The organism is Stenotrophomonas sp. 01N47, assembly GCF_056399165.1.
In genome coordinates this window covers 105,568-124,909 of the sequence record NZ_JBFTQU010000005.1, presented here as the reverse complement: position 1 = coordinate 124,909, position 19,342 = coordinate 105,568, and the positions used below count along the sequence as shown (strand labels likewise).

The 19,342-nt window shown below is 66.4% G+C and carries 18 protein-coding genes; 10 read left to right on the top strand and 8 right to left on the bottom strand.

Annotation, left to right across the window (positions count from 1 at the left end):
* Positions 1–20: 20 nt before the first annotated feature.
* Positions 21–398, top strand: coding sequence for a hypothetical protein (locus AC1DKR_RS10355; RefSeq protein WP_478032693.1), 378 nt, complete (start codon positions 21–23; stop codon positions 396–398).
* Positions 399–632: 234 nt separating this feature from the next.
* On the opposite strand, the gene AC1DKR_RS10350 is transcribed toward AC1DKR_RS10355, so the two are convergent.
* Together AC1DKR_RS10350 and AC1DKR_RS10345 are read right to left on the bottom strand one after the other, a co-directional pair.
* Positions 633–2,060 carry an amino acid permease gene (locus AC1DKR_RS10350; RefSeq protein WP_346602996.1) on the bottom strand — a complete coding sequence of 476 codons (1,428 nt, stop codon included), beginning with the start codon at positions 2,058–2,060 and terminating at the stop codon, positions 633–635.
* Between the two features lie 96 nt (positions 2,061–2,156).
* The gene (locus AC1DKR_RS10345) at positions 2,157–3,632 is read right to left on the bottom strand and encodes an amino acid permease (protein ID WP_089240873.1); all 1,476 of its coding nucleotides are present in this window, start codon (positions 3,630–3,632) and stop codon (positions 2,157–2,159) included.
* 132 nt (positions 3,633–3,764) lie between these two features.
* Here AC1DKR_RS10345 and AC1DKR_RS10340 point away from each other — a divergent pair, with 132 nt between their 5' ends.
* Together AC1DKR_RS10340 and AC1DKR_RS10335 are read left to right on the top strand one after the other, a co-directional pair.
* A complete protein-coding gene (locus AC1DKR_RS10340; RefSeq protein ID WP_478032690.1) occupies positions 3,765–4,379 on the top strand; it encodes an NUDIX hydrolase in 615 nt (204 codons plus the stop codon).
* The gene (locus tag AC1DKR_RS10335; RefSeq protein WP_363733121.1) at positions 4,379–4,771 is read left to right on the top strand and encodes a hypothetical protein; all 393 of its coding nucleotides are present in this window, start codon (positions 4,379–4,381) and stop codon (positions 4,769–4,771) included. The genes AC1DKR_RS10340 and AC1DKR_RS10335 overlap by 1 nt, the downstream gene beginning before the upstream one ends.
* 156 nt (positions 4,772–4,927) lie before the next feature.
* Here the strand turns inward: AC1DKR_RS10335 and serA are convergent, their stop codons facing one another.
* Complete coding sequence (serA, locus tag AC1DKR_RS10330; RefSeq protein ID WP_032975510.1) at positions 4,928–6,169, bottom strand: phosphoglycerate dehydrogenase; 1,242 nt, start codon at positions 6,167–6,169, stop codon at positions 4,928–4,930.
* A gap of 169 nt (positions 6,170–6,338) precedes the next feature.
* Here serA and AC1DKR_RS10325 point away from each other — a divergent pair, with 169 nt between their 5' ends.
* The 3 genes from AC1DKR_RS10325 to AC1DKR_RS10315 all read left to right on the top strand — a co-directional run bounded on the left by AC1DKR_RS10325 (position 6,339) and on the right by AC1DKR_RS10315 (position 9,956).
* Positions 6,339–7,727 (top strand): FAD-binding oxidoreductase, encoded by a 1,389-nt coding sequence (locus AC1DKR_RS10325; RefSeq protein WP_478032688.1) that lies wholly within the window; start codon positions 6,339–6,341, stop codon positions 7,725–7,727.
* Positions 7,728–7,789: 62 nt separating this feature from the next.
* Entirely contained in the window at positions 7,790–8,089 is a 300-nt protein-coding gene (locus AC1DKR_RS10320) for a DUF2388 domain-containing protein (protein WP_312786005.1), read from the top strand.
* A gap of 10 nt (positions 8,090–8,099) precedes the next feature.
* Complete coding sequence (locus AC1DKR_RS10315; protein ID WP_478032686.1) at positions 8,100–9,956, top strand: DUF7844 domain-containing protein; 1,857 nt, start codon at positions 8,100–8,102, stop codon at positions 9,954–9,956.
* On the opposite strand, the gene AC1DKR_RS10310 is transcribed toward AC1DKR_RS10315, so the two are convergent.
* Entirely contained in the window at positions 9,934–11,001 is a 1,068-nt protein-coding gene (locus tag AC1DKR_RS10310) for an ATP-binding protein (RefSeq protein WP_025874770.1), read from the bottom strand. The two genes, AC1DKR_RS10315 and AC1DKR_RS10310, sit on opposite strands and share 23 nt — an antisense overlap.
* The gene (locus AC1DKR_RS10305; protein ID WP_025874768.1) at positions 11,001–11,717 is read right to left on the bottom strand and encodes a response regulator; all 717 of its coding nucleotides are present in this window, start codon (positions 11,715–11,717) and stop codon (positions 11,001–11,003) included. The genes AC1DKR_RS10310 and AC1DKR_RS10305 overlap by 1 nt, the downstream gene beginning before the upstream one ends.
* A 130-nt stretch (positions 11,718–11,847) precedes the next feature.
* On the opposite strand from AC1DKR_RS10305, the gene AC1DKR_RS10300 reads away from it, so the two are divergent.
* From AC1DKR_RS10300 to AC1DKR_RS10285, 4 genes are all read left to right on the top strand, one after another.
* Positions 11,848–12,996, top strand: coding sequence for an efflux RND transporter periplasmic adaptor subunit (locus AC1DKR_RS10300; protein WP_394196310.1), 1,149 nt, complete (start codon positions 11,848–11,850; stop codon positions 12,994–12,996).
* Positions 12,997–13,017: 21 nt separating this feature from the next.
* Positions 13,018–16,197, top strand: a complete 3,180-nt coding sequence (locus AC1DKR_RS10295; protein ID WP_478032684.1) for a multidrug efflux RND transporter permease subunit — start codon at positions 13,018–13,020, stop codon at positions 16,195–16,197.
* Entirely contained in the window at positions 16,178–16,570 is a 393-nt protein-coding gene (locus tag AC1DKR_RS10290; protein ID WP_478032681.1) for a nuclear transport factor 2 family protein, read from the top strand. Before AC1DKR_RS10295 ends, AC1DKR_RS10290 begins: the two co-directional genes overlap by 20 nt.
* Before the next feature lie 83 nt (positions 16,571–16,653).
* Complete coding sequence (locus tag AC1DKR_RS10285; RefSeq protein ID WP_478032679.1) at positions 16,654–17,358, top strand: COG3650 family protein; 705 nt, start codon at positions 16,654–16,656, stop codon at positions 17,356–17,358.
* A 72-nt stretch (positions 17,359–17,430) separates the two neighbouring features.
* On the opposite strand, the gene AC1DKR_RS10280 is transcribed toward AC1DKR_RS10285, so the two are convergent.
* Genes AC1DKR_RS10280 through AC1DKR_RS10270 form a run of 3 tightly spaced genes read right to left on the bottom strand, consistent with a single transcriptional unit; the run spans position 17,431 to position 19,340 of the window.
* A complete protein-coding gene (locus AC1DKR_RS10280) occupies positions 17,431–17,964 on the bottom strand; it encodes a hypothetical protein (RefSeq protein ID WP_478032675.1) in 534 nt (177 codons plus the stop codon).
* Positions 17,954–18,520, bottom strand: coding sequence for an elongation factor P-like protein YeiP (yeiP, locus tag AC1DKR_RS10275; protein ID WP_006363947.1), 567 nt, complete (start codon positions 18,518–18,520; stop codon positions 17,954–17,956). Before yeiP ends, AC1DKR_RS10280 begins: the two co-directional genes overlap by 11 nt.
* A 49-nt stretch (positions 18,521–18,569) precedes the next feature.
* Complete coding sequence (locus AC1DKR_RS10270; protein WP_033830999.1) at positions 18,570–19,340, bottom strand: SDR family NAD(P)-dependent oxidoreductase; 771 nt, start codon at positions 19,338–19,340, stop codon at positions 18,570–18,572.
* Positions 19,341–19,342: the final 2 nt, after the last annotated feature.

Genomic DNA, 19,342 nt, shown 5'->3' with positions numbered 1-19,342 from the left:
CGATGGTGATGCGAATGTAAATGGCTGTGTTGCTGGCTTTGTTGACCGGTAGATGCGCAACCGAATGGGCACGCTTCAGCGACCATGCCGATTCGCTGGATGAGTCGTGTTGGCGCAACAGGGCCGAAGCGAATGAGAAGTGGCCGGAGAATATGGAGATTGCCGACCGCACCGACGAGATCGAGGTGCAGACCGTCTGCAAGGAAGGCGAGACGTGCGACGTGGATGGCAAATGCAAGAAACTGTGGAAGACCGAGCGCTACACCGTAGACATAAACGCCAACAGAACCATGAGCACTTCATGGGCTACACGAGCGGCACTGGTTGGATACAGAAGACCGTCTGGTTCAGCCGCAGGTGACCCCTATCCCATAGCCGACACATCTCAGCTCCGCTGATATCCACGCATGGCGTGGATCTACTGGGCGCGCCAGGACGCTGTCGGGGGCGGGGAGGGGTGAGATTGCGGGGGCGTGAGCCGCATGGATGCGGCGATCGAGCTTACAGGGACGTACTTGCAGCGTCCCCCGCAATCTCACCCCTCCCCGCCGAACCTTCAGACCCGCTGTTGCTGTTGCTGTTGCTGTTGCCCCAGCGGGTGCAGGGCCGCAGGCCCTGCAATGCAGAAAACCTTACTTCCCGCGCAGGCGGCTGTGTTTGAACCCGTAGAAGAAGTAGATCACGAAGCCGAAAAACGTCCACACGCCCATCAGCATCCAGTTGTGCAACGTCATCGCCGACAACAGCGCCAGGCAGCTCAGCACGCCCAGGCTGCAGATCAGCCACGCGCCGCGGATGCGGAACGGACGCGGCAGGTCGGGTTGCGTGCGGCGCAGGATCAGCACGCCGGCACACACGGCCGCGAAGGCGATCAAGGTACCCATCGAGGTCAGTTCACCAAGGATGTCCAGCGGGAACAGCGCCGCCAGCAGGGCGATGCCGATGCCGGTGATGACGGTGTTGATATGCGGCGTGCGGTACTTCGGGTGGATCTTGGTGAACACCGGCGGCAACAGGCCGTCGCGGCCCATGATCATGAAGATGCGCGGCTGGCCGATGATCATCACCAGCACCACCGACGACAGGCCGATCAACGCACCGATTTCCACCACCACCCGCAACCAGCCCAGCTGCGGATGCGCGGCCACGGCGGTCACCACCGGCTCATCGGTGCCCAGCAGTTGGTAAGGCACCAGGCCGGTCATGACTGCAGCCATCGCGATGTACAGCACCGTGCAGATCACCAGCGACAGCATCATGCCGATCGGCATGTCGCGCTGCGGTTTGTGTGATTCCTGCGCGGCCACCGATACCGCTTCGAAGCCAATGTAGGCGAAGAACACCATCGCCGCGCCGCGCAGCACGCCTTCCATGCCGTACTTGCCGGGGCCTTCGTTGGCCGGGATGAACGGGGTCCAGTTGCTGGTGTCCACGTACTTCCAGCCGACCACGATCACCAGCACGATCAGCCCGGTCTTGAGGATGACCATGGCCATGTTCATCGCCGACGATTTGCTGATGCCGACATAGCACAGCCAGGTCAACAGCAGGACCAGGATCGCGGCGGGAATGTTGGCGATGGCGCCGGTGGGCCGCAGTTGCGCATCCAGGGGTGCGCTGACCAGCGCAGCCGGTAGATGGATGTCGAAATGGCTGAGCAGGCTGAGGAAATACCCGGTCCAGCTGACCGCCACGGCCGAGGCGGAGACGCCGTACTCGAGCACCAGCATCCAGCCGATGAACCAGGCCGAGAGTTCGCCGAAGGTGGCGTAGGTGTAGGTATAGGCGCTGCCGGACACTGGCACCATCGCCGCGAACTCGGCATAGGCCAGCGCGCAGAAGGCGCAGCAGATCGCGGCCAGCACGAACGAGAGCATGATGGCCGGACCGGCGTGGTTGGCGGCGGCTTGGCCGGTGATGACGAAGATGCCGCCGCCGATCACGGCGCCGATGCCGAGCGCGGTCAGGCCCCAAGGGCCGAGGTGGCGACGCAGGCTCAGGCCGTTGGCGTCTTCATGGGCGGCATGCGGATGCTTGGTGGCCCACAGTTGCTTGAACATGTGTGGTGGTCTTGTGCGATGCGCCCGTGACCGGGCGCGGGCGGAAATGCTTGCGGATATCGACGGGCCGGCGCAGGGGCCGGCCCGTCGGGAGGATCAGGGCGACTTGGCCAGCTTGCTGTGGCGGATGCCGTAGCCGAAGTAGATCAGCAGGCCCAGCAGCGTCCAGCCCACGAACAGGTGCCAGTGGACCACGAACGCCTGCCAGAACAGGAACAGGCACGACAGCGCGCCCAGCGGGCAGATCACCCACACCAGCGGCACGCGGAATGGGCGGTGCAGCTCCGGGCGGGTGTAGCGCAGGATCAGCACGCCCACGCAGACCGTGGCGAAGGCCAGCAGGGTGCCCATGGACACCAACTCGCCGAGCACGTTCAGCGGCACCAGGCCGGCCAGCGAGGCGGCGATCACGCCGACTACGATCGTGGCCCAGTACGGCGTGCGGAAGCGCTTGTGGACCTTGCCGAACACTTTCGGCAGCAGGCCATCGCGCGAGATGGTGTAGGCGATGCGGGTTTGGCCCATCATCATCACCAGCACCACCGAGGACAGGCCGGCGATCGCGCCGATTTCCACTGCGGTCTTCAGCCAGGACAGGCTCGGGTAGGCTTCCAGCGCGGTGGCCACCGGCTTGTCGGTGCCCAGCAGGTGGTAGGGCAGCATGCCGGTCAGCACCGCGCAGACGATGATGTAGACGATGGTGCACACCGCCAGCGAGCCGAGCAGGCCGATCGGCATGTTGCGCTGCGGGTCCTTGGTTTCACCGGCGGCGGTGGAGACCGCATCGAAGCCGATGTAGGCGAAGAACACGATGGTGGCCGCGCGGAACACGCCACTCCAGCCGAACTCGCCGGACACGCCGGTGTTTTCCGGGATGAACGGGTGCCAGTTGGCCGGGTCCACGTGGGCCGCGCCGATGCCCACGAACAGGCAGATCACGAACACCTTGATGGCCACGATGATCGCGTTGACGAACGCGGACTGGGTCACGCCCACGTACAGCAGGCCGGTCACCGCCGCCACGATCAGCACCGCCGGCAGGTTGAACAGCTTGCCGGAGGCGGCGAACTCGTGCCCGTTCCAGGCGATCGGCGCTGCGCTCAGCGCGTCCGGGAACGGCATGTGCAGCGTGGTGGTGATGAAGCTGATCAGGTACGCCGACCAGCCCACCGCGACCGAGGCCGAGGCGAACAGGTACTCCAGCACCAGGCACCAGCCGATGAACCAGGCCATGCCCTCGCCAAGCGTGGCGTAGGAGTAGGAGTAGGCGCTGCCGGAGACCGGCATCATCGCTGCGAACTCGGCGTAGCACAGGCCGGCCAGCGCGCAGGCGATGCCGGCGAACACGAACGACAGCATGACCGCCGGGCCGGCGTGGTTGGCCGCGGCCTGGCCGGTGAGGACGAAAATACCTGCGCCGATCACCGCACCAATGCCAAGCATGATGAGGTGTTTCGCCGTGAGGGTCCGTTTCAACGTGGCTTCGCCATCCAGGCTGCCTTCGATGGGTTCGCCGGCATCGACGTGCCCGGCCGGTTCGACCGGCTTGACCCTCAACAGAGCTTTCAGCATGCAGTACTTCCTGATGATCGGATTGGGAGGGCCGCCAGTACATTGCCGGCGGCCTGGAATCGTGAAAGCCGTGCGAACGGCCCGCTGTACCTTAGCCAATGCTGAAGGCACCGCACAAGCGCAAACGCAACAATGAACGGCGATAATGGCAGGTATTTTTCCAGGCACCCCGCATTCATGAGCGAAACCACCGAATCCCTTGCCGCACTTGACGATCGCTTGCGCGACCTGCTGCATGACTATGCGCGCAAAGAACCCGCCCACGACGCCCTTGCTGCCGAATTCGGCACATTGATCGACGATGCGGAAGATGCATTCCGCCGCGAACGCCTGGCCGGCCACTTCACCGCCAGCTGCTGGCTGGTCAGCGCCGATGGCCAGCGGCTGCTGCTGACCCACCACCGCAAGCTGCAGCGCTGGCTGCAGCTGGGTGGCCACGCCGACGGCGACCGCGATCTGGCCCGGGTAGCGTTGAAGGAAGCCGAGGAGGAATCGGGCCTGACCGGCCTGGTGCTGGATGATCCGGCCATCTTCGATATCGACAAGCACTGGATTCCCGAGCGCAAGGATGTGCCTGGCCATTGGCACTACGACGTGCGTTTCGTGATCCGTGCGCTGGGCGGAGAGGATTTCGTGCTCAGCGAAGAGTCGCTGGAGCTGGCCTGGCGCCCGGTGGCCGAGGTCGCCAGCGATCCGCAGTCGGAGGAATCGATGCAGCGCATGGCGCGCCGGTGGCTGGAACGCTGATGTTTTCCGAATCCTGCACGGCGTTCATTGCGGCCCATGCCTGCGAGGAGGCGAAGGAGCAGGCTGCGCTCGCGCTGATCAAGGCGACGTTGCCGGTGGTCACCTCCATTGACTGGGGGCGGATTTCACAGCATCTGGAAACGACGGGGGTTGCTCGCGAGCGCTTGGGGCATGAGCTGAGAGCGATGGCAGCGGCCATCGGGCTGGTTCCCAGTGCGGTGTTGACCATCATTCAGGCAGACGACGCGGTTCCTGCGCTGGATGCTTGCCTGGAGGACTGGCTAATACATGCAGACGAGCTGGATTTCGTAGACACCCTTTTTCTGTCTGCCCAGGACAGGATCCTGATTCACTGGGACTTCTACAAGAATCTGCACGCGGCGAGGTTCTGAGAAACCTCATCCACGCATGGCGTGGATCTACCAGGAGATCGCACGCCAAGTAGATCCACGCCATGCGTGGATGGCGCAATGGCAGTAAATCCACGCCATGCGTGGATGGCGTGGTGCCGGATGCATTCCGCCGGGGCCCGCCCGGCGGCGCGCCACTCAATACAGGATGCGCGTTCGCAACGTGCCCGGAATCGCCGCCAGCTCGTCACGCACCGCGCTGGCCTGCTCCTCGCTGGCGGTGATGTCGATCACCACGTAACCCACCTTCGGGTCGGTGCGCAGGAACTGGCCGTCGATGTTGACGTTGTGCCGCGAGAAGATCTCGTTGACCTTGGACAACACGCCCGGCACGTTCTGGTGGATGTGCAGCAGGCGCAGGCTGTCGGCGTGCTCGGGCAGGGTCACTTCCGGGAAGTTGACCGCCGACAGGGTGCTTCCGTTGTCGCTGTAGCGCACCAGCTTGGCCGCCACTTCGATGCCGATGTTGTCCTGCGCTTCCAGCGTGCTGCCGCCCACGTGCGGGGTCAGGATCACGTTGTCGTGGCGGGTCAGCGGCGATTCGAAGATATCGCCGTTGCCCTTCGGCTCGACCGGGAACACATCCAGTGCAGCGCCACCAATGTGGCCGCTGGCCAGTGCTGCATCCAGCGCATCGATGTCGACCACGGTGCCGCGCGCGGCGTTGATCAGGTGCGCGCCGCGGCGCATCTTCGCCAGCTCGGTGCTACCGATCATCCACTGCGTGGAAGGTGTCTCCGGCACGTGCAGGGTCACGATGTCGGCACGCGCCAGCAGGTCGTCCAGGCTGGCCGCCGCACGGGTATTGCCCAGCGACAGCTTGGTTTCCACATCGTGGAAGATCACCTGCATGCCCAGCGATTCGGCCAGTACGCCAACCTGGGTGCCGATGTGCCCGTAGCCGATGATGCCCAGGACCTTGCCGCGCACCTCATGGCTGCCGCTGGCCGACTTCGACCAGCCGCCGCGATGGCATTCGGCGTTCTTCTGCGGGATGCCGCGGGTCAGCATGATCGCTTCGGCGATCACCAGTTCGGCCACGCTGCGGGTATTGGAGTAGGGTGCGTTGAATACCGGAATGCCGGCCAGCTCGGCCGCATCCAGGTCGACCTGGTTCGTGCCGATGCAGAAACAGCCGACCGCGATCAGGCGCTTGGCCTCGGCCAGCACCTCGGCACTGAGCTGGGTGCGCGAGCGGATGCCGACGATGTGGGCCTCGGCGATGCGCGCCTTCAGTTCGTCCTCGGGAAGCGCCTTGGTGTGCGCCTCGATCTGGCTGTAGCCGGCGGCGCTGAACACCTCCACGGCGGTCTGGCTGACCCCCTCCAGCAACAGCACGCGGATATCCTGCTTCGGGAACGAGGTCTTCTTCGGCGACATGGGGCGGCACGGCCAGTGGGACAGGGGCTGACCACTATGCCAGATCGCAACGCCCATGGTGCAGTGCGCAATTGGTTGCAACTGCAGCTATTGAAGGCTCTGCAGGGCTGGACGCTGGGCCCGGCCACTGGCACGCTTGCCCGTTCTTCACGCCCCGCGCTGGACCGTCATGACCGATTCCCGCATCGCCTCGTTGCAGCAGGCCTGTCCCGGCCTGAAGCTGAAGACCGACCCTGCCGACCTGGAGCATTACGGCCGCGACTGGACCCGGCGCTGGACACCGGCGCCGCTGGCGATCGCGTTGCCGGCCACGGTTGAAGAAGTGCAGGCGGTGATGCGCTGGACCGCGGCCGAGGGCGTGGCGGTGGTTCCCTCCGGCGGTCGCACCGGCCTTTCCGGCGGTGCGGTAGCGGCCAATGGCGAGCTGGTGCTGAGCCTGGAGCGGATGAACAAGGCGCTGGACTACGATGCGGTCGCCCGCACCCTGGTGGTCCAGGCCGGCATGCCGCTGGAGGCGCTGCACAACGCGGCGCTTGAACATGGCCTCATCTATCCGGTGGACTTCGCTGCGCGCGGGTCGTGCTTGATCGGCGGCAACATCGCCACCAATGCCGGCGGCATCCGGGTGATCCGCTACGGCAATACCCGTGAATGGATTGCCGGACTGAAAGTGGTCACCGCCACGGGCGAACTGCTCGAACTCAACAAGGGCCTGATCAAGAACTCCAGCGGCTACGATTTCCGCCAGCTGCTGATCGGATCGGAGGGCACGCTGGGTGTGATCGTCGAGGCCACGGTGAAGCTGACCGACCCGCCGCCGGCCAGCAACGTGATGCTGCTGGCGCTGCCCAGCTTCGATGTGCTGATGCAGGTGTTCGCCGCCTTCCGTGCGCGGCTGCAGTTGCAGGCCTTTGAATTCTTTACCGACCGGGCGCTGGAACATGTTCTGGCCCATGGTGCGCAGGCACCGTTCGATGAGGTGCATCCCTATTACGTGGTGACCGAGTTTGCTGCCGGTGACGATGCGCAGGAGGCGGCGGCGATGGCGGCCTTCGAGGACTGCATGGGCAACGGCTGGGTCAGCGACGGCGTGATCAGTGCCAGCGATGCCCAGGCGGCGCAGCTGTGGCGCCTGCGCGAGGGCATCACCGAGGCGCTGGCACGTTACAAGCCCTACAAGAACGATGTCTCGGTGCGGATCTCGTCGATGCCGGCGTTCCTGGCCGAGACCCAGGCGCTGATCGGCGAGGCTTACCCGCACTTCGACGTGGTCTGGTTCGGCCACATCGGCGACGGCAACCTGCACATCAACGTGCTCAAGCCGGACGGCACCAGCGATGCGGACTTCGTAAGCCAGTGCGAGCATGTCACCAAGCTGCTGGCGCAGGTTCTGGCGCGCTTCAATGGCAGCATTTCGGCCGAGCACGGCATCGGCCTGGTCAAGAAGGGCTACCTGGACAGCACCCGTGGACCGGCCGAGATAGCGCTGATGAAGGCGGTCAAGCGCGCGTTCGATCCCGAAGGGCGGCTGAATCCCGGCAAATTGTTCGACCTTTGACACGGGCAAAGTCTTCACCCAGCCGTTACGCTCCACCCACCCAATCGATGAACTCCCTGACCATGATCCGTCCGTTCCTGCTGCTTGCCCTGTTGTCCCTGCCGCTGGCCGGCGTCGCTTCGAGTTTTGCCGGCACCTCGGCCGGTTCGGCGACGGGCGCCTCTTCGGGTTCCTCGGGCAGCAGTTCGGGCGATGACAAGGTGGTGTTGGCTGCCCGCGATGATGCGGCTGCGTTTGTCGCCAGCGATGGCCAGATCCGTGGCGCGCGCCTGCAGGCGGCGCTGGTGCACCTGCGTGAGCAGGATGCAGCTGCACGACAGCAGAGCGATCTGCAGCTGGCTCGCGCCCTGCTGGCGCGTTGATCCGGGCGGCATGACCTCCGCGTCATCGCTTGCTGTAGAGCCGAGCCATGCTCGGCTGAATGCCAAGCGTAGACGGGCGACAACAGCAGCCACGCATGGCGTGGCTCTACTGCTGATAGCTCACGCTACGCATGCGGCTGAGCGCCTGCAGCTGGACCCGGCCGGGCTGAGCCCGGCGCAGCAGCAGGTAGCAATGCAGACACTGGCTGATGTGCAGTCGTTGCTGCCCGACGGCCTGCTGCGTACCTTGCCCGCGCAGGTGCAGGTCGGCTGGCGTGACGACCTGCCCGCCAACGTGCATGGCCGTGCCTTCGCCGGGGGCATCGCGCTGCGCCGCGACCTGCTGGACGACGATGTAGCCGGTGCCCGACGCGCACGGCGCAGTGCGCTGGTGCACGAACTGACCCATGTTGCCGACCGCACGGGAGCGCACTGGTCACGCAGCGCCCGTTGGCGTGACCTTGCAGGTTGGCAGCGCAAGCCCTGGCATCTGGGTCGAGGTGACAACGCCTTCCGCGACCGCAGTCCCGATGCCTACGAACTGACCGACCCGGCCGAGTACCTGGCGGTGAACGCCGAACACTTCGTGCTCGATGCAGAGTTCGCCTGCCGTCGTCCGGCCTTGGCGCAGTGGTACCAGGCGCATTTCGGTACGCCGCCCTCGCTGCCCGCGCCGCACTGTGCGGGCACCGTTCCGCTGCTGCAGGCCGATGCGGAAGAGGGCGCTGCATCGCTGCTCGCACTGGAACCGGCGCGGGTGTATGCCGTGGACTACCTGTTCGCCGAAGGCAGTGCGCAGCCGATGAGCCGCTGGGGCCACAGCATGCTGCGGCTGGTGATCTGCCGTCCCGGCCGCGCACCGGGGCCGGACTGCAGGCTGGACCTGGAGCATCATCGGGTGCTGTCCTTCCGCGCCTTCGTCGGCGATGTGCAGATCTCCAACTGGCGCGGGCTGACCGGTGGTTATCCTTCGCGCCTGTTCGTGTTGCCGCTGCAGCAGGTGGTGGACGAATATACCAAGGTCGAGCTGCGCGGACTGGCCTCGCTGCCGCTGCAGCTGGACCGCAGCGAGATCGCCAGTCTGCTGGAGCGCACCGCCCAGGTGCACTGGAGCTATGACGGTCGCTATTACTTCGTCAGCAACAACTGCGCGGTGGAGACGGCGAAGCTGCTGCAGGCCGGTGTTCCGCGCCTGGGCGAAGCCGGCCTGGCACAGCTGAGCCCGCGCGGGCTGCGGCGACGGCTGGCGCGCCTGCATGCGCTGGACGAGCAGGTGCTGGCTGATCCCGTGCAGGCCCAGGCGCAGGGCTATTACTTTGCTTCCGCGCGTGATCACTACCAGCAGTTGTTCGCAGTCGCCGCCGCGCAGATGGCGCTGCCGGCGCGTGACGTGCGCGCCTGGCTGGCGCTGCCGGCGCAACAGCGCGCGCCATGGTTGCTGCGCGGTGATGTGCGTGCCAGCGCCGGTCTGCTGTTGTTGGAACAGGCGGCGCAGCGGCGCGCGGAGCTGCGTGCACGCGATGCGCTCAAGCGACAGTTGCTGGCCGACCCGGACAGCAGTGCCACCCATTCGCTGCGTGCATTGCTGGAGCAGAGCGGGCAGTGGTTGCGGCCGGGCCAGTTGCTGGCCGACGCTGGCTACGGCCTGCCGCAGGCGGACGAACAGGCGGAGGTGGCACGGGCAGCGGCCGCTGCCAGCGTACAGGCAGTACCCGCCTGGCAGGCACTGCGCGTGCAACTGCGTGCGCAGTTGCCGGAATCGCAGCGACGTGAGCTGGATGAGATCGACCGCAATCTCGCTGCGCTGGGCGCGCGCGTGCGCGAGCAGGCGGCCGCAGTGCCGCCTACTGGCGCGGCAGCTCGATGATGAAACGACTGCCGCCGCTGGTGCCCGGGGTGCAGTAGACCTGGCCGCCGTGCGCATCGGCGATGGCCTTGACCACCGCCAGGCCGAGGCCACTGCCACCGCCCAGGCGCGATCGTGAGCCGTCGCCGCGCATGAATGGATTGAAGATGTCCGCATGCAGGGCCGGGTCGATGCCCGGGCCTTCGTCTTCAATCGCCACCTGCACATGCGCCACGGTGTCATGCACGGCGATGCGTACCTTGCCAGGGTTGGCATAGCGGCGCGCGTTTTCCAGCAAGGCCAGCAGCGCTTGCCGCAACCGCGTCGGGTCGCAATGGGCGGGGTGTTCCTCGCGGCTGGTTTCCAGCTCCAGCACGAAGCCGGCGCTGCGGAACGCGGGATCCACCAGGGTCATCACCGAATGCACCTCGGCCACCACATCGGTACGGGCGCGGCGCACGTCGAGGCGGGCGTTGTCGGCCAGGCTCAACACCCGCAGGTCCTCGATCAGCCGTGACAGGCCCTCGACCTGCGCCAGCAGGCTGCGGAACTGTGACTCATCGGGCTGGAACACGCCTTCGGCCAGGCCCTGCAGGCGGCCGCGCAGGATCGTCACCGGTGTGCGCAGTTCGTGGGCGATGGCCGCGTGCCACATCACCCGTTCGCTTTCCATATGCTGCAGGCGGCGTGCCATTGCGTTGAAATCGTCCACCAGCGCTGCGACCTCGCCGGGCGAGTTGGCCTCGGCCGTGGCGCGCGCCCCGAGATCGCCGCCAGCCAGCGCACGCACGCTGTCCACCAGTGAATTGAGCGGCGACAGGATGCGGTGGGCCAGTCGGAACGAGGCAGCGATCGCCAGCGCCAGCCCGGTCAGGATCACCCCGACCATCCAGGCCAGCTCCGGTCCGCTTGGCAGCCAACCTTCCGGCTCTTCGGCGCTGGCCGGGAAGAACTCGATCAGTACGGCGTACAGCAGCCACGAAGAGAGGATCACCATCACGATGACGCCGACGACCATCAGCGACATCGACACGATGATGTGCCGGCTGAGCCCGGAGCGACGCATCAGCGGTCGGCCATCAGGCGGTAGCCGACACCGCGCACGCTGGCCGGAATCTGGGTGAGGCCCACTTCGTCCAGCTTGCGCCGCAGCTTGCTGACATGGCTGTCCACGGTGCGCTCCAGCGCTTCGCTTTCCGGCAGGCATTCGTGCATCAGCTCGCTGCGGCTGAAGATCCGTGACGGGGCCAATGCCATGCAATGCAGCAGCTTGAACTCGGTGAGGGTGAGCAGCAGCTCGTGGCTGTAGCCGTCGCCCTCCACATGCACCGCGTGGGTGGCGGTGTCGATCAGCAGCGGGCCCACGCGCAGGGCGCTGGGGGCATCCGCCCGCGGGCTGCGCAGCGTACGCCGCAGTACTGCACGCACGCGCGCCGCCACTTCTGCCGGGTTGAACGGCTTGACCACATAGTCATCGGCACCCATCCGCAATGCGGTCAGCTTGTCCAGATCCTGGTCCAGCGCGGTCAGCATGATCACCGGCGTTTCGCCGCGCTGGCGCAGCTGGGTCAGCACGCTCCAGCCATCCAGTCGCGGCAGCTGCACGTCCAGCAGCACAAGGTCCGGGCGCATGCTGCGATGCATGTCCAGGGCGATCTGGCCATCGGCCGCACGCAGGGTGCGCAGGCCCTCGCGTTCAAGGTAGGCGGCAAGGATGTCGGCGATCTCGGCTTCGTCCTCGACGATCAGGACCAGCGCCGCGAGGGCAGGGGAGGCATGCATGGCAAGGCGAGGCCGGAAGGTGCTTGTCCTCCATCGTATCTCCACAGTTCCTCCATCGAAACCCCATCATCGCCACGCACACTGCGCGCTTCATGATTCCTCAGCCGCGTCTGCGGCACTGTGCACAGCAATGAGAACCTTCAGGACTCCGGTCGCGCTGGTCGCGGCCTTCGCCTTGGCCATGACGGCCTGCTCCCGCCCCGAACCCACCGTCGAAGCCGTGCCGCGTGTCAGCGTGGTCACCGTTGGCCCGCAGGTGGTGCAGCGCGATGATGAACTACCCGGTCGGGTGGCGGCGGTGCGCACCGCGCAGATCCGTGCGCAGGTCGGCGGCATCGTGCAGCGCCGGATGTTCGAGCAGGGCGCGGAGGTGCATGCCGGAGAGCCTCTGTTCCAGATCGACCCGGCGGCGTTCCGCGCCGACGTCGATTCGGCGCTGGCTGCCCTGCAGCGCAGCGAGGCGGCACTGGGTCGCAGCCGGGTGCAGTCACAGCGGCTGCAGGCATTGGCGGCCGCACAGGCGGTCAGCCAGCAGCACCGCGACGATGCCAGTGCCGAGCATGAGCAGGCCCGGGCAGCGGTCAACGAGGCGCGCGCGATCCTTGCGCGACGCCAGCTCGACCTGCGCTACGCCACGGTCAGTGCACCGATCGATGGCCGCATCGATCAGGCGCTGGTGACCGAAGGCGCGCTGGTCGGCGTCGCCGATGCCGAGCCGATGGCGGTGGTGCAGCAGATCGACCAGGTCTACGTGGACGTGCGCCAGCCTGCTTCGCAGCTGCAGTCCCTGCAGCGCAGCGCGGTGGACGGCGAGTTGCCGGTGACGATCATCGGCGCGGCGGGTACGCCGCTGCCCGAGCGCGGCCGGCTGCTGTTCTCCGGTGTCAATGTCGATGCTCGCACCGGCGATGTGATCCTGCGCATCCTGGTCGACAACCCGGAGCGGCAGTTGTTGCCGGGCATGTACGTGCGTGCACGGGTGCCGCGTGGTGCGCCGGCCAGCGCGTTGCTGCTGCCGCAGCAGGCAGTGCTGCGCAGCGCCGGTGGCCAGGCCTATGCCTGGGTCATCGCCGCCGATGGCAAGGCGGTGATCCGCACGCTGGAGGTGGACGGCAGCGTCAACCGGCAATGGCTGGTGCGGCACGGCCTGAAGGCCGGCGAGAAGGTGGTGGTGGAAGGCCAGGAGCGCCTGCAGGAAGGCGTACTGGTCGATCCGCGCGACTGGCAGGTACCGGTCGCCAGTGCCAGCGCACCGCAGACATCCGCAAGCCAGGGCTGAGCCCTTCCAGGAACCTACGACATGGCTCGTTTCTTCATCGATCGCCCGGTATTTGCCTGGGTGCTGGCGATCTTCGTCATCCTGGCCGGCGTGCTGGCCATTCCGCGGCTGGCGGTCGAGCGCTACCCGGCGGTCGCACCGCCCAGCGTCAGCATCTATGCCAGCTATCCCGGCGCCAGCCCGCAGACATTGAATGATGCGGTGGTCGGCCTGATCGAGCGCGAGCTGTCCAGCGTCAAACACCTGCTGTACTTCGAATCGTCGGTGGACACGTCCGGTGAAGCGTCGATTACCGCCACCTTCAAACCCGGCACCGATCCTGAGCTGGCGCAGGTGGACGTACAGAACCGGATCAAGGCGATCGAGCCGCGCCTGCCGCGCAGCGTGCGCCAGAACGGCCTGTTCGTGGAGGCGGCCGACTCCGGATTCCTGATGCTGGTGGGCCTGCGCTCACCCGATGGCAGTGTCAACGAAGCGGCGCTGGGCGATTTCATGGCGCGCAACATCATCGAGGAGCTGCGACGCATCGACGGCGTCGGCCGCGTGCAGCTGTTCGGTGCCGAACAGGCGATGCGGATCTGGCTGGACCCGACCCGCCTGACCGGCTACGGCCTGACCATGGGCGATGTCGCCAGCGCGATCGAGCAGCAGAACCTTGAAATCTCGCCGGGCCGCATCGGCGATTCGCCCGGCGTTCCCGGCCAGCGCATCACCGTGCCCTTGAGTGCCGAAGGCCAGCTGTCCACGCCCGAACAGTTCGCGGCGATCGTGCTGCGCGCCGGTGCCGATGGTTCGCGCGTGCTGCTTGGCGATGTCGCCCGGGTCGAACTGGGCGCGCAGAGCTATGCCTGGGGCACGCGCGAAGATGGCTATCCGGCGACGGCCGCCGGCGTGCAGCTGCGCCCAGGTGCGAATGCGGTGCGTACCGCCACGGCGGTGCGCGAACGCATGGCCGACCTGCAGCCGCTGCTGCCGCATGGTGTTGAATCCAGCATTCCGTTCGATACCGCGCCCTTCGTCAAGGTCTCGATCCAAAAGGTGCTGCAGACCCTGATCGAGGCGATGCTGCTGGTGTTTGCGGTGATGTACCTGTTCCTGCAGAACTGGCGCTATACGCTGATCCCCGCCCTGGTCGCGCCGATCGCGCTGCTGGGCACCTTCGCGGTGATGCTGGCGCTGGGTTTCTCGATCAACGTATTGACCATGTTTGGCATGGTGCTGGCGATCGGCATCATTGTTGACGACGCGATCGTGGTGGTCGAGGGCGTGGAGCGAATCATGGCCGAAGAGGGGCTGCCGCCGCGCGAGGCCACGATCAAGGCGATGCGTGAGCTGACCGGTGCGGTGATCGGCATCACCCTGGTGCTGACGGCGGTGTTCATCCCGATGGCGCTGGCCAGTGGTTCGGTTGGCGCGATCTACCGCCAGTTCAGCGTGGCGATGTCGGTGTCCATCCTGTTTTCGGCCCTGCTGGCGCTGAGCCTGACCCCGGCGCTCTGCGCGACCCTGCTGCGGCAGGGCACACGTGGTCACCATGGCCGCGGCGGCGTGTTCGGTGCGTTCAACCGCGGCTTCGAGCGGATGACCGGGCGTTACCAGCAGGGCGTGGCTGCCGTACTGCGGCGCAGTGGCCGGGTGATGGGCCTGTTCGCTGCCTTGCTGGTGGCACTGCTGATCGGCCTGCATTGGTTGCCGGGCGCGTTCCTGCCGGAAGAGGACCAGGGCTATTTCATGACTTCCATCCAGCTGCCGGCCGAAGCAACCGCCGAGCGTACGCTGGCGGTGGTCGAAGCCTACGAACAGCATGTCGCCTCACGGCCGGCGATCGCCTCCAACCAGGCCATCCTTGGCTACAGCTTCTCCGGTTCCGGCCCGAGCGCGGCGCTGACCTACACCATGTTGAAGGACTGGGGTGAGCGCGGCGGCAGCACCGCATCGGACGAGGTGAAGGCGGCGCAGCAGGCCATGGCGACGGTGCCGGAAGGCGAGGTGATGAGCGTGATGCCGCCGGCCATCGACAGCCTTGGCCGTTCCTCCGGATTCTCGTTGGCGCTGCAGGCGCGTACCGGGCAGGGCCAGGCTCAGCTGCGCGCCGCCCTGCAGCAGCTGCTGAAGCTGGCAGAAGCCAGTCCGCTGCTGGCCGAAGTGCACGCCGATGGCCTGCCTGCGGGCAGCAATGTGCGCTTGGACATCGATCGCGCCAAAGCCGAAGCGATGGGCGTGGCGTTCACCGACATCAGTGCCACGTTGTCGGCGGCGATGGGCTCGCAGTACGTCAACGACTTTCCCAATCGCGGGCGCATGCAGCAGGTGATCATGCAGGCCGATGCGCCGCACCGGATGCAGCTGGAGGACGTGCTGAAGCTGTATGTCCGCAACAGCGAAGGCGGCATGGTGGCGCTATCCGAACTGGTCACCCCGCACTGGACCGAGGCGCCGCTGCAGCTGCAACGTTACCTGGGGTTCCCGGCATTGAATCTGTCCGGCGCACCTGCCGGCGGGGTGTCCACCGGCCAGGCGATGGTCGAGATGGAGCGCCTTGCCCAGCAGCTGCCAGCGGGTTTTGCCCTGCAGTGGACCAGCCAGTCGCTGCAGGAGCGTGAGTCCGGCGCACAGGCGCCGTGGTTGCTGCTGCTGTCGATGCTGGTGGTGTTCCTGGTGCTGGCGGCTCTGTACGAGAGCTGGTCGATCCCGCTGGCGGTGATGCTGGTGGTGCCGTTGGGCCTGCTCGGCGCCGTCGCTGCAGTGCTGCTGCGCGAGATGCCCAATGATGTGTTCTTCAAGGTCGGCATGATCACGGTGATAGGTCTTTCGGCGAAGAACGCGATCCTGATCGTCGAATTCGCCCGACAGCTGCAGTTGCAGGGGCGCGGCCTGGTCGAAGCGACCATCGAAGCGGCGCGGCTGCGGCTGCGGCCGATCGTGATGACCTCGCTGGCGTTCGCGCTGGGTGTGGTACCGCTGATGCTGGCGCAGGGGGCTTCAAAGGAAACGCAACAGGCCATTGGTACCGGCGTGTTCGGCGGCATGGTCAGTGCGACCGTGTTGGCCGTGTTCTTCGTGCCGGTGTTCTATGTGGTGGTGCAGGGGGCGCAGCAGTGGCTGGCGCAGCGACTGCGCCGACGCCGGTCGACGCCGGGAGGAAACGTGGATGGAAAGCAGGTGGATGGAAAGCAGGTGGATGGAAAGCAGGAGCCCTGAGGGCCTGTACGAGGCGCAGTTGCGCGTGTTGGAGCAGCAGCTGCGGGATGCGCTGCTGGACGGTGACCATGGTGTGGCAACGGCATTGCTGTCACCGGTATTGTTCATGATGGACGGGCGGGGCGGCCGGATGCTCGACCTGCCCTGGTTGCAGGACTGGCGGCAAGGGCATCTGCAGGTTCACGCGCTGCAGGTGCATGCGGTGGAAACGCTGCTGTGTGGTCGCCTGGCGCTGTTGTCCGGCGATGTTCAGCTGCATGTGCATTGGCGGGGACGCGAACATGTGCAGCGCATGCGCGTGCTGCGTGTCTGGACAAGCTGTTCCGGTGCCAGTGGCGCGCAGCTGCTGTCGATGACGGTGCTGGCAGGCTGAACACGGTCATGCAGCTTTCAGGCCCCGTTTGCGTGCAGATGGTAGGGTCCAAGGTCTCTGTAGTTTCGACAAGGAGTCGAGCCATGCGTGTAATTCCCAGTCTGTTGGCTGCCTCCCTCGGCCTTGCGCTGAGCGCCTGCCAGCCGGCCCAGACGCCCGCCTCCAGTGGCGCAGGTGACGGGGTCGCAACGCCGGCACCGGCACCGGCATCTGTGGCTGCCGCTGTTGATGGCGGCGGCAACGAAACCCTCTATCGCTGCGGCGACCTCGATGTGCGCGCGACCTTCAACGGTGAGGACGCAGCGACGGTTGTGATTGGCGGGCGCAGTTTCGCGATGTCCTCCGAACGTGCAGCCTCCGGTGCGAAGTATGGCGACGGCAAGGGCAACAGCTTCTGGACCCGTGGCAGTGACGACGCGCTGCTCAGCCTGAAGGGCGAGGCGGACCGTGAGTGTGGCGCGGTGGAAGCGACCGAGGGCGATGGCAGTGCCGGCAACGCGGCGTTCCGTGCCACCGGCAACGAGCCGGGCTGGCTTGCCGTCGTCGACGGCGATACGCCGGGCCTGCAGGTGGACGTGGATTACGGCGAGCGCCGTTTCACCGTCGCCAAACCGACCGAGGGTGCGGATGGCTGGGTGGGCAAGGCGGCGGATGGCACCGACATCAAGCTGAGCTTCCAGCGCACCACCTGCCAGGACGGCATGAGTGGCGAGACATTCGAAGCCAAGGCGATGCTGGCCGTGGGCACGCGCCAGTACCACGGCTGCGGCAACTTCGGCGGCAAATAAAAAAAAGGGGACGGAGGGGATGACGTTGTTTGTGCCATGAACGACGTCATCCCCTCCGTCCCCTTTTCTGCGTCAGCCCTCGCAGGGCTTCAGATCCAGAGCGGGGGACAGGTCGTAGCGCAGGTTCACGCCGATCAACGCCTGCCTGATCGCGCAGTCATCGCGATGGCGGGCCACCAGGTCGGCAAAGATCTTCTCTCGATCGTCGCAGAACCTGGCGATGGCGGCCTCCAGCTCGCGACGACGGGCGTTGTCGTAGGGTTCTTCGCCGGCAAAATGCTGGCAGCTGTTCTCCCGTTCGATGAAGGCCTGCACATCGGCCGGCATGCCGCAGTAGATGCGGATGTCCTGCACGAAAGCGACGTCGTCGGGGACGCTGCAACCGGCGGCAGCCCGCGCCTGTTGCTCCTCGTCGGGAGTGTCCGCCAGCGTCGCCACAGCATCTGGTTCATCTGCGGCCGGTGTAACCGCAGCGGCAGCTGTGTCCGCTGCGGGGGGCTGCGTCACCGCGTCCGCCGCGACGTCAGCGGTGCTGTCCGCTGCGCGCGGCGAGCACGCCACGAGCAGGGGCAGGCAGGCGATCAGCGCAGCGCGGTTAATCGGCACGGCCGGCAAATTCGCCGGTGGCGGTGTTCACCAGCACACGCTCGCCGTTGACGATGTACTCCGGCACCATGATCTCGATGCCGGTGTTGAGCTTGGCCGGCTTCGGGCGCTTGGTGGCGGTGCCACCCTTCAGTTCCGGCGGCGTCTCGATCACTTCCAGCACCACCGAGGCCGGCAGCTGGATGGCCACCGGCTGCTCGTCGATCACCTGCACGTAGATGCCGGTCAGGCCGTCGGTGATGTAGCCGGCGTCATCGCCGATCACGTCCGCGTCCAGGGTGTAGGGGGTGTAGTCCTCGTCGTCCAGGAACACGAACGCATCGCCGTCCTTGTACGAATAGGTGGACTGGCGGCGCAGCAGTTCGACTTCGACCAGGTTGTCGTCGGCATCGAAGCTGGCGTCGAGCTTGTTGCCGCCCGGCACGCTGTACATGATGAAGCGGAAGCGGACGTTGCCGCCGCGACCCTGCGGCGAGCTGCGCTCGATGTCGCGGATCTGGTAGACGCCGTTGTTGAACTCGACGACGTTGCCCTTCTTGATGTCGTTGGCTTTCATGATGATGTTGGTCGTTGGGGGAGGGCGCCGTCCCGGCGCCCGGGGGGAATCACTTCGGAGCGAGCCGGGTGGCGCCGTCCAGGCGGATGGTCTCGCCGTTGATGTAGGTGTTGCCGAGGATGTGACCGACCAGGCTGGCGAAGTCCTCCGGCTTGCCCAGGCGCGACGGGAACGGGATCGAGGCGGCCAGCGATTCCTGCACGGCTTCGGGCATGCCATCGACCATCGGCGTCCAGAACACGCCCGGCGCGATGGTATTGACGCGGATGCCGAAGCGCGACAGCTCGCGAGCCATCGGCAGGGTCATCGCCACCACGCCGCCCTTGGAGGCGGAGTAGGCGGCCTGGCCGATCTGGCCTTCGTAGGCGGCAACGCTGGCGGTGTTGATGATGACGCCGCGCTCGCCGTCCACGCCGGCCTCGTTGTGCTGCATGCGGTTGGCTGCGGCCTTGGCGACATTGAAGCTGCCGACCAGGTTGACCATCACCGTGCCCTGGAACCCGGCCAGCGGCATCGGGCCTTCCTTGCCCAGCACGCGGCCAGCGCCGAGGATGCCGGCACAGTTCATGGCGACATTCAGGCCGCCGAGGAAATCGCAGGCCTGGTCGATGGCCGCCGACACGGACGCTTCATCACTGACGTTGACGTTGAAATAGCGGGCGTTGTCCTGCCCCAGCTCGGCAACAGCGGCCGCGCCCTTGGCGTCGTTGAGGTCGAACAGGGCGACCTTGCCGCCCTCGGCAACCAGGTGCTGGGCCACGGCCAGGCCGAGGCCGGAGACGCCGCCAGTGATCACGGCACGTACGGAAGACAGCTGCATTG

Bases quoted from the DNA above. Each gene is read 5' to 3' on its own strand.
- AC1DKR_RS10320 (WP_312786005.1), top strand. From the start codon at position 7,790: ATGATCCGTCCGTTCCTGCTGCTTGCCCTGTTGTCCCTGCCGCTGGCC.
- AC1DKR_RS10340 (WP_478032690.1), top strand. From the start codon at position 3,765: ATGAACGGCGATAATGGCAGGTATTTTTCCAGGCACCCCGCATTCATG.
- AC1DKR_RS10335 (WP_363733121.1), top strand. From the start codon at position 4,379: ATGTTTTCCGAATCCTGCACGGCGTTCATTGCGGCCCATGCCTGCGAG.
- AC1DKR_RS10345 (WP_089240873.1), bottom strand. From the start codon at position 3,632: ATGCTGAAAGCTCTGTTGAGGGTCAAGCCGGTCGAACCGGCCGGGCAC.
- serA (WP_032975510.1), bottom strand. From the start codon at position 6,169: ATGTCGCCGAAGAAGACCTCGTTCCCGAAGCAGGATATCCGCGTGCTG.
- AC1DKR_RS10285 (WP_478032679.1), top strand. From the start codon at position 16,654: ATGCGTGTAATTCCCAGTCTGTTGGCTGCCTCCCTCGGCCTTGCGCTG.
- AC1DKR_RS10310 (WP_025874770.1), bottom strand. From the start codon at position 11,001: ATGCGTCGCTCCGGGCTCAGCCGGCACATCATCGTGTCGATGTCGCTG.
- AC1DKR_RS10270 (WP_033830999.1), bottom strand. From the start codon at position 19,340: ATGCAGCTGTCTTCCGTACGTGCCGTGATCACTGGCGGCGTCTCCGGC.
- AC1DKR_RS10290 (WP_478032681.1), top strand. From the start codon at position 16,178: ATGGAAAGCAGGAGCCCTGAGGGCCTGTACGAGGCGCAGTTGCGCGTG.
- AC1DKR_RS10315 (WP_478032686.1), top strand. From the start codon at position 8,100: ATGACCTCCGCGTCATCGCTTGCTGTAGAGCCGAGCCATGCTCGGCTG.
- AC1DKR_RS10305 (WP_025874768.1), bottom strand. From the start codon at position 11,717: ATGCATGCCTCCCCTGCCCTCGCGGCGCTGGTCCTGATCGTCGAGGAC.
- yeiP (WP_006363947.1), bottom strand. From the start codon at position 18,520: ATGAAAGCCAACGACATCAAGAAGGGCAACGTCGTCGAGTTCAACAAC.
- AC1DKR_RS10350 (WP_346602996.1), bottom strand. From the start codon at position 2,060: ATGTTCAAGCAACTGTGGGCCACCAAGCATCCGCATGCCGCCCATGAA.
- AC1DKR_RS10325 (WP_478032688.1), top strand. From the start codon at position 6,339: ATGACCGATTCCCGCATCGCCTCGTTGCAGCAGGCCTGTCCCGGCCTG.
- AC1DKR_RS10300 (WP_394196310.1), top strand. From the start codon at position 11,848: ATGAGAACCTTCAGGACTCCGGTCGCGCTGGTCGCGGCCTTCGCCTTG.
- AC1DKR_RS10295 (WP_478032684.1), top strand. From the start codon at position 13,018: ATGGCTCGTTTCTTCATCGATCGCCCGGTATTTGCCTGGGTGCTGGCG.
- AC1DKR_RS10355 (WP_478032693.1), top strand. From the start codon at position 21: ATGGCTGTGTTGCTGGCTTTGTTGACCGGTAGATGCGCAACCGAATGG.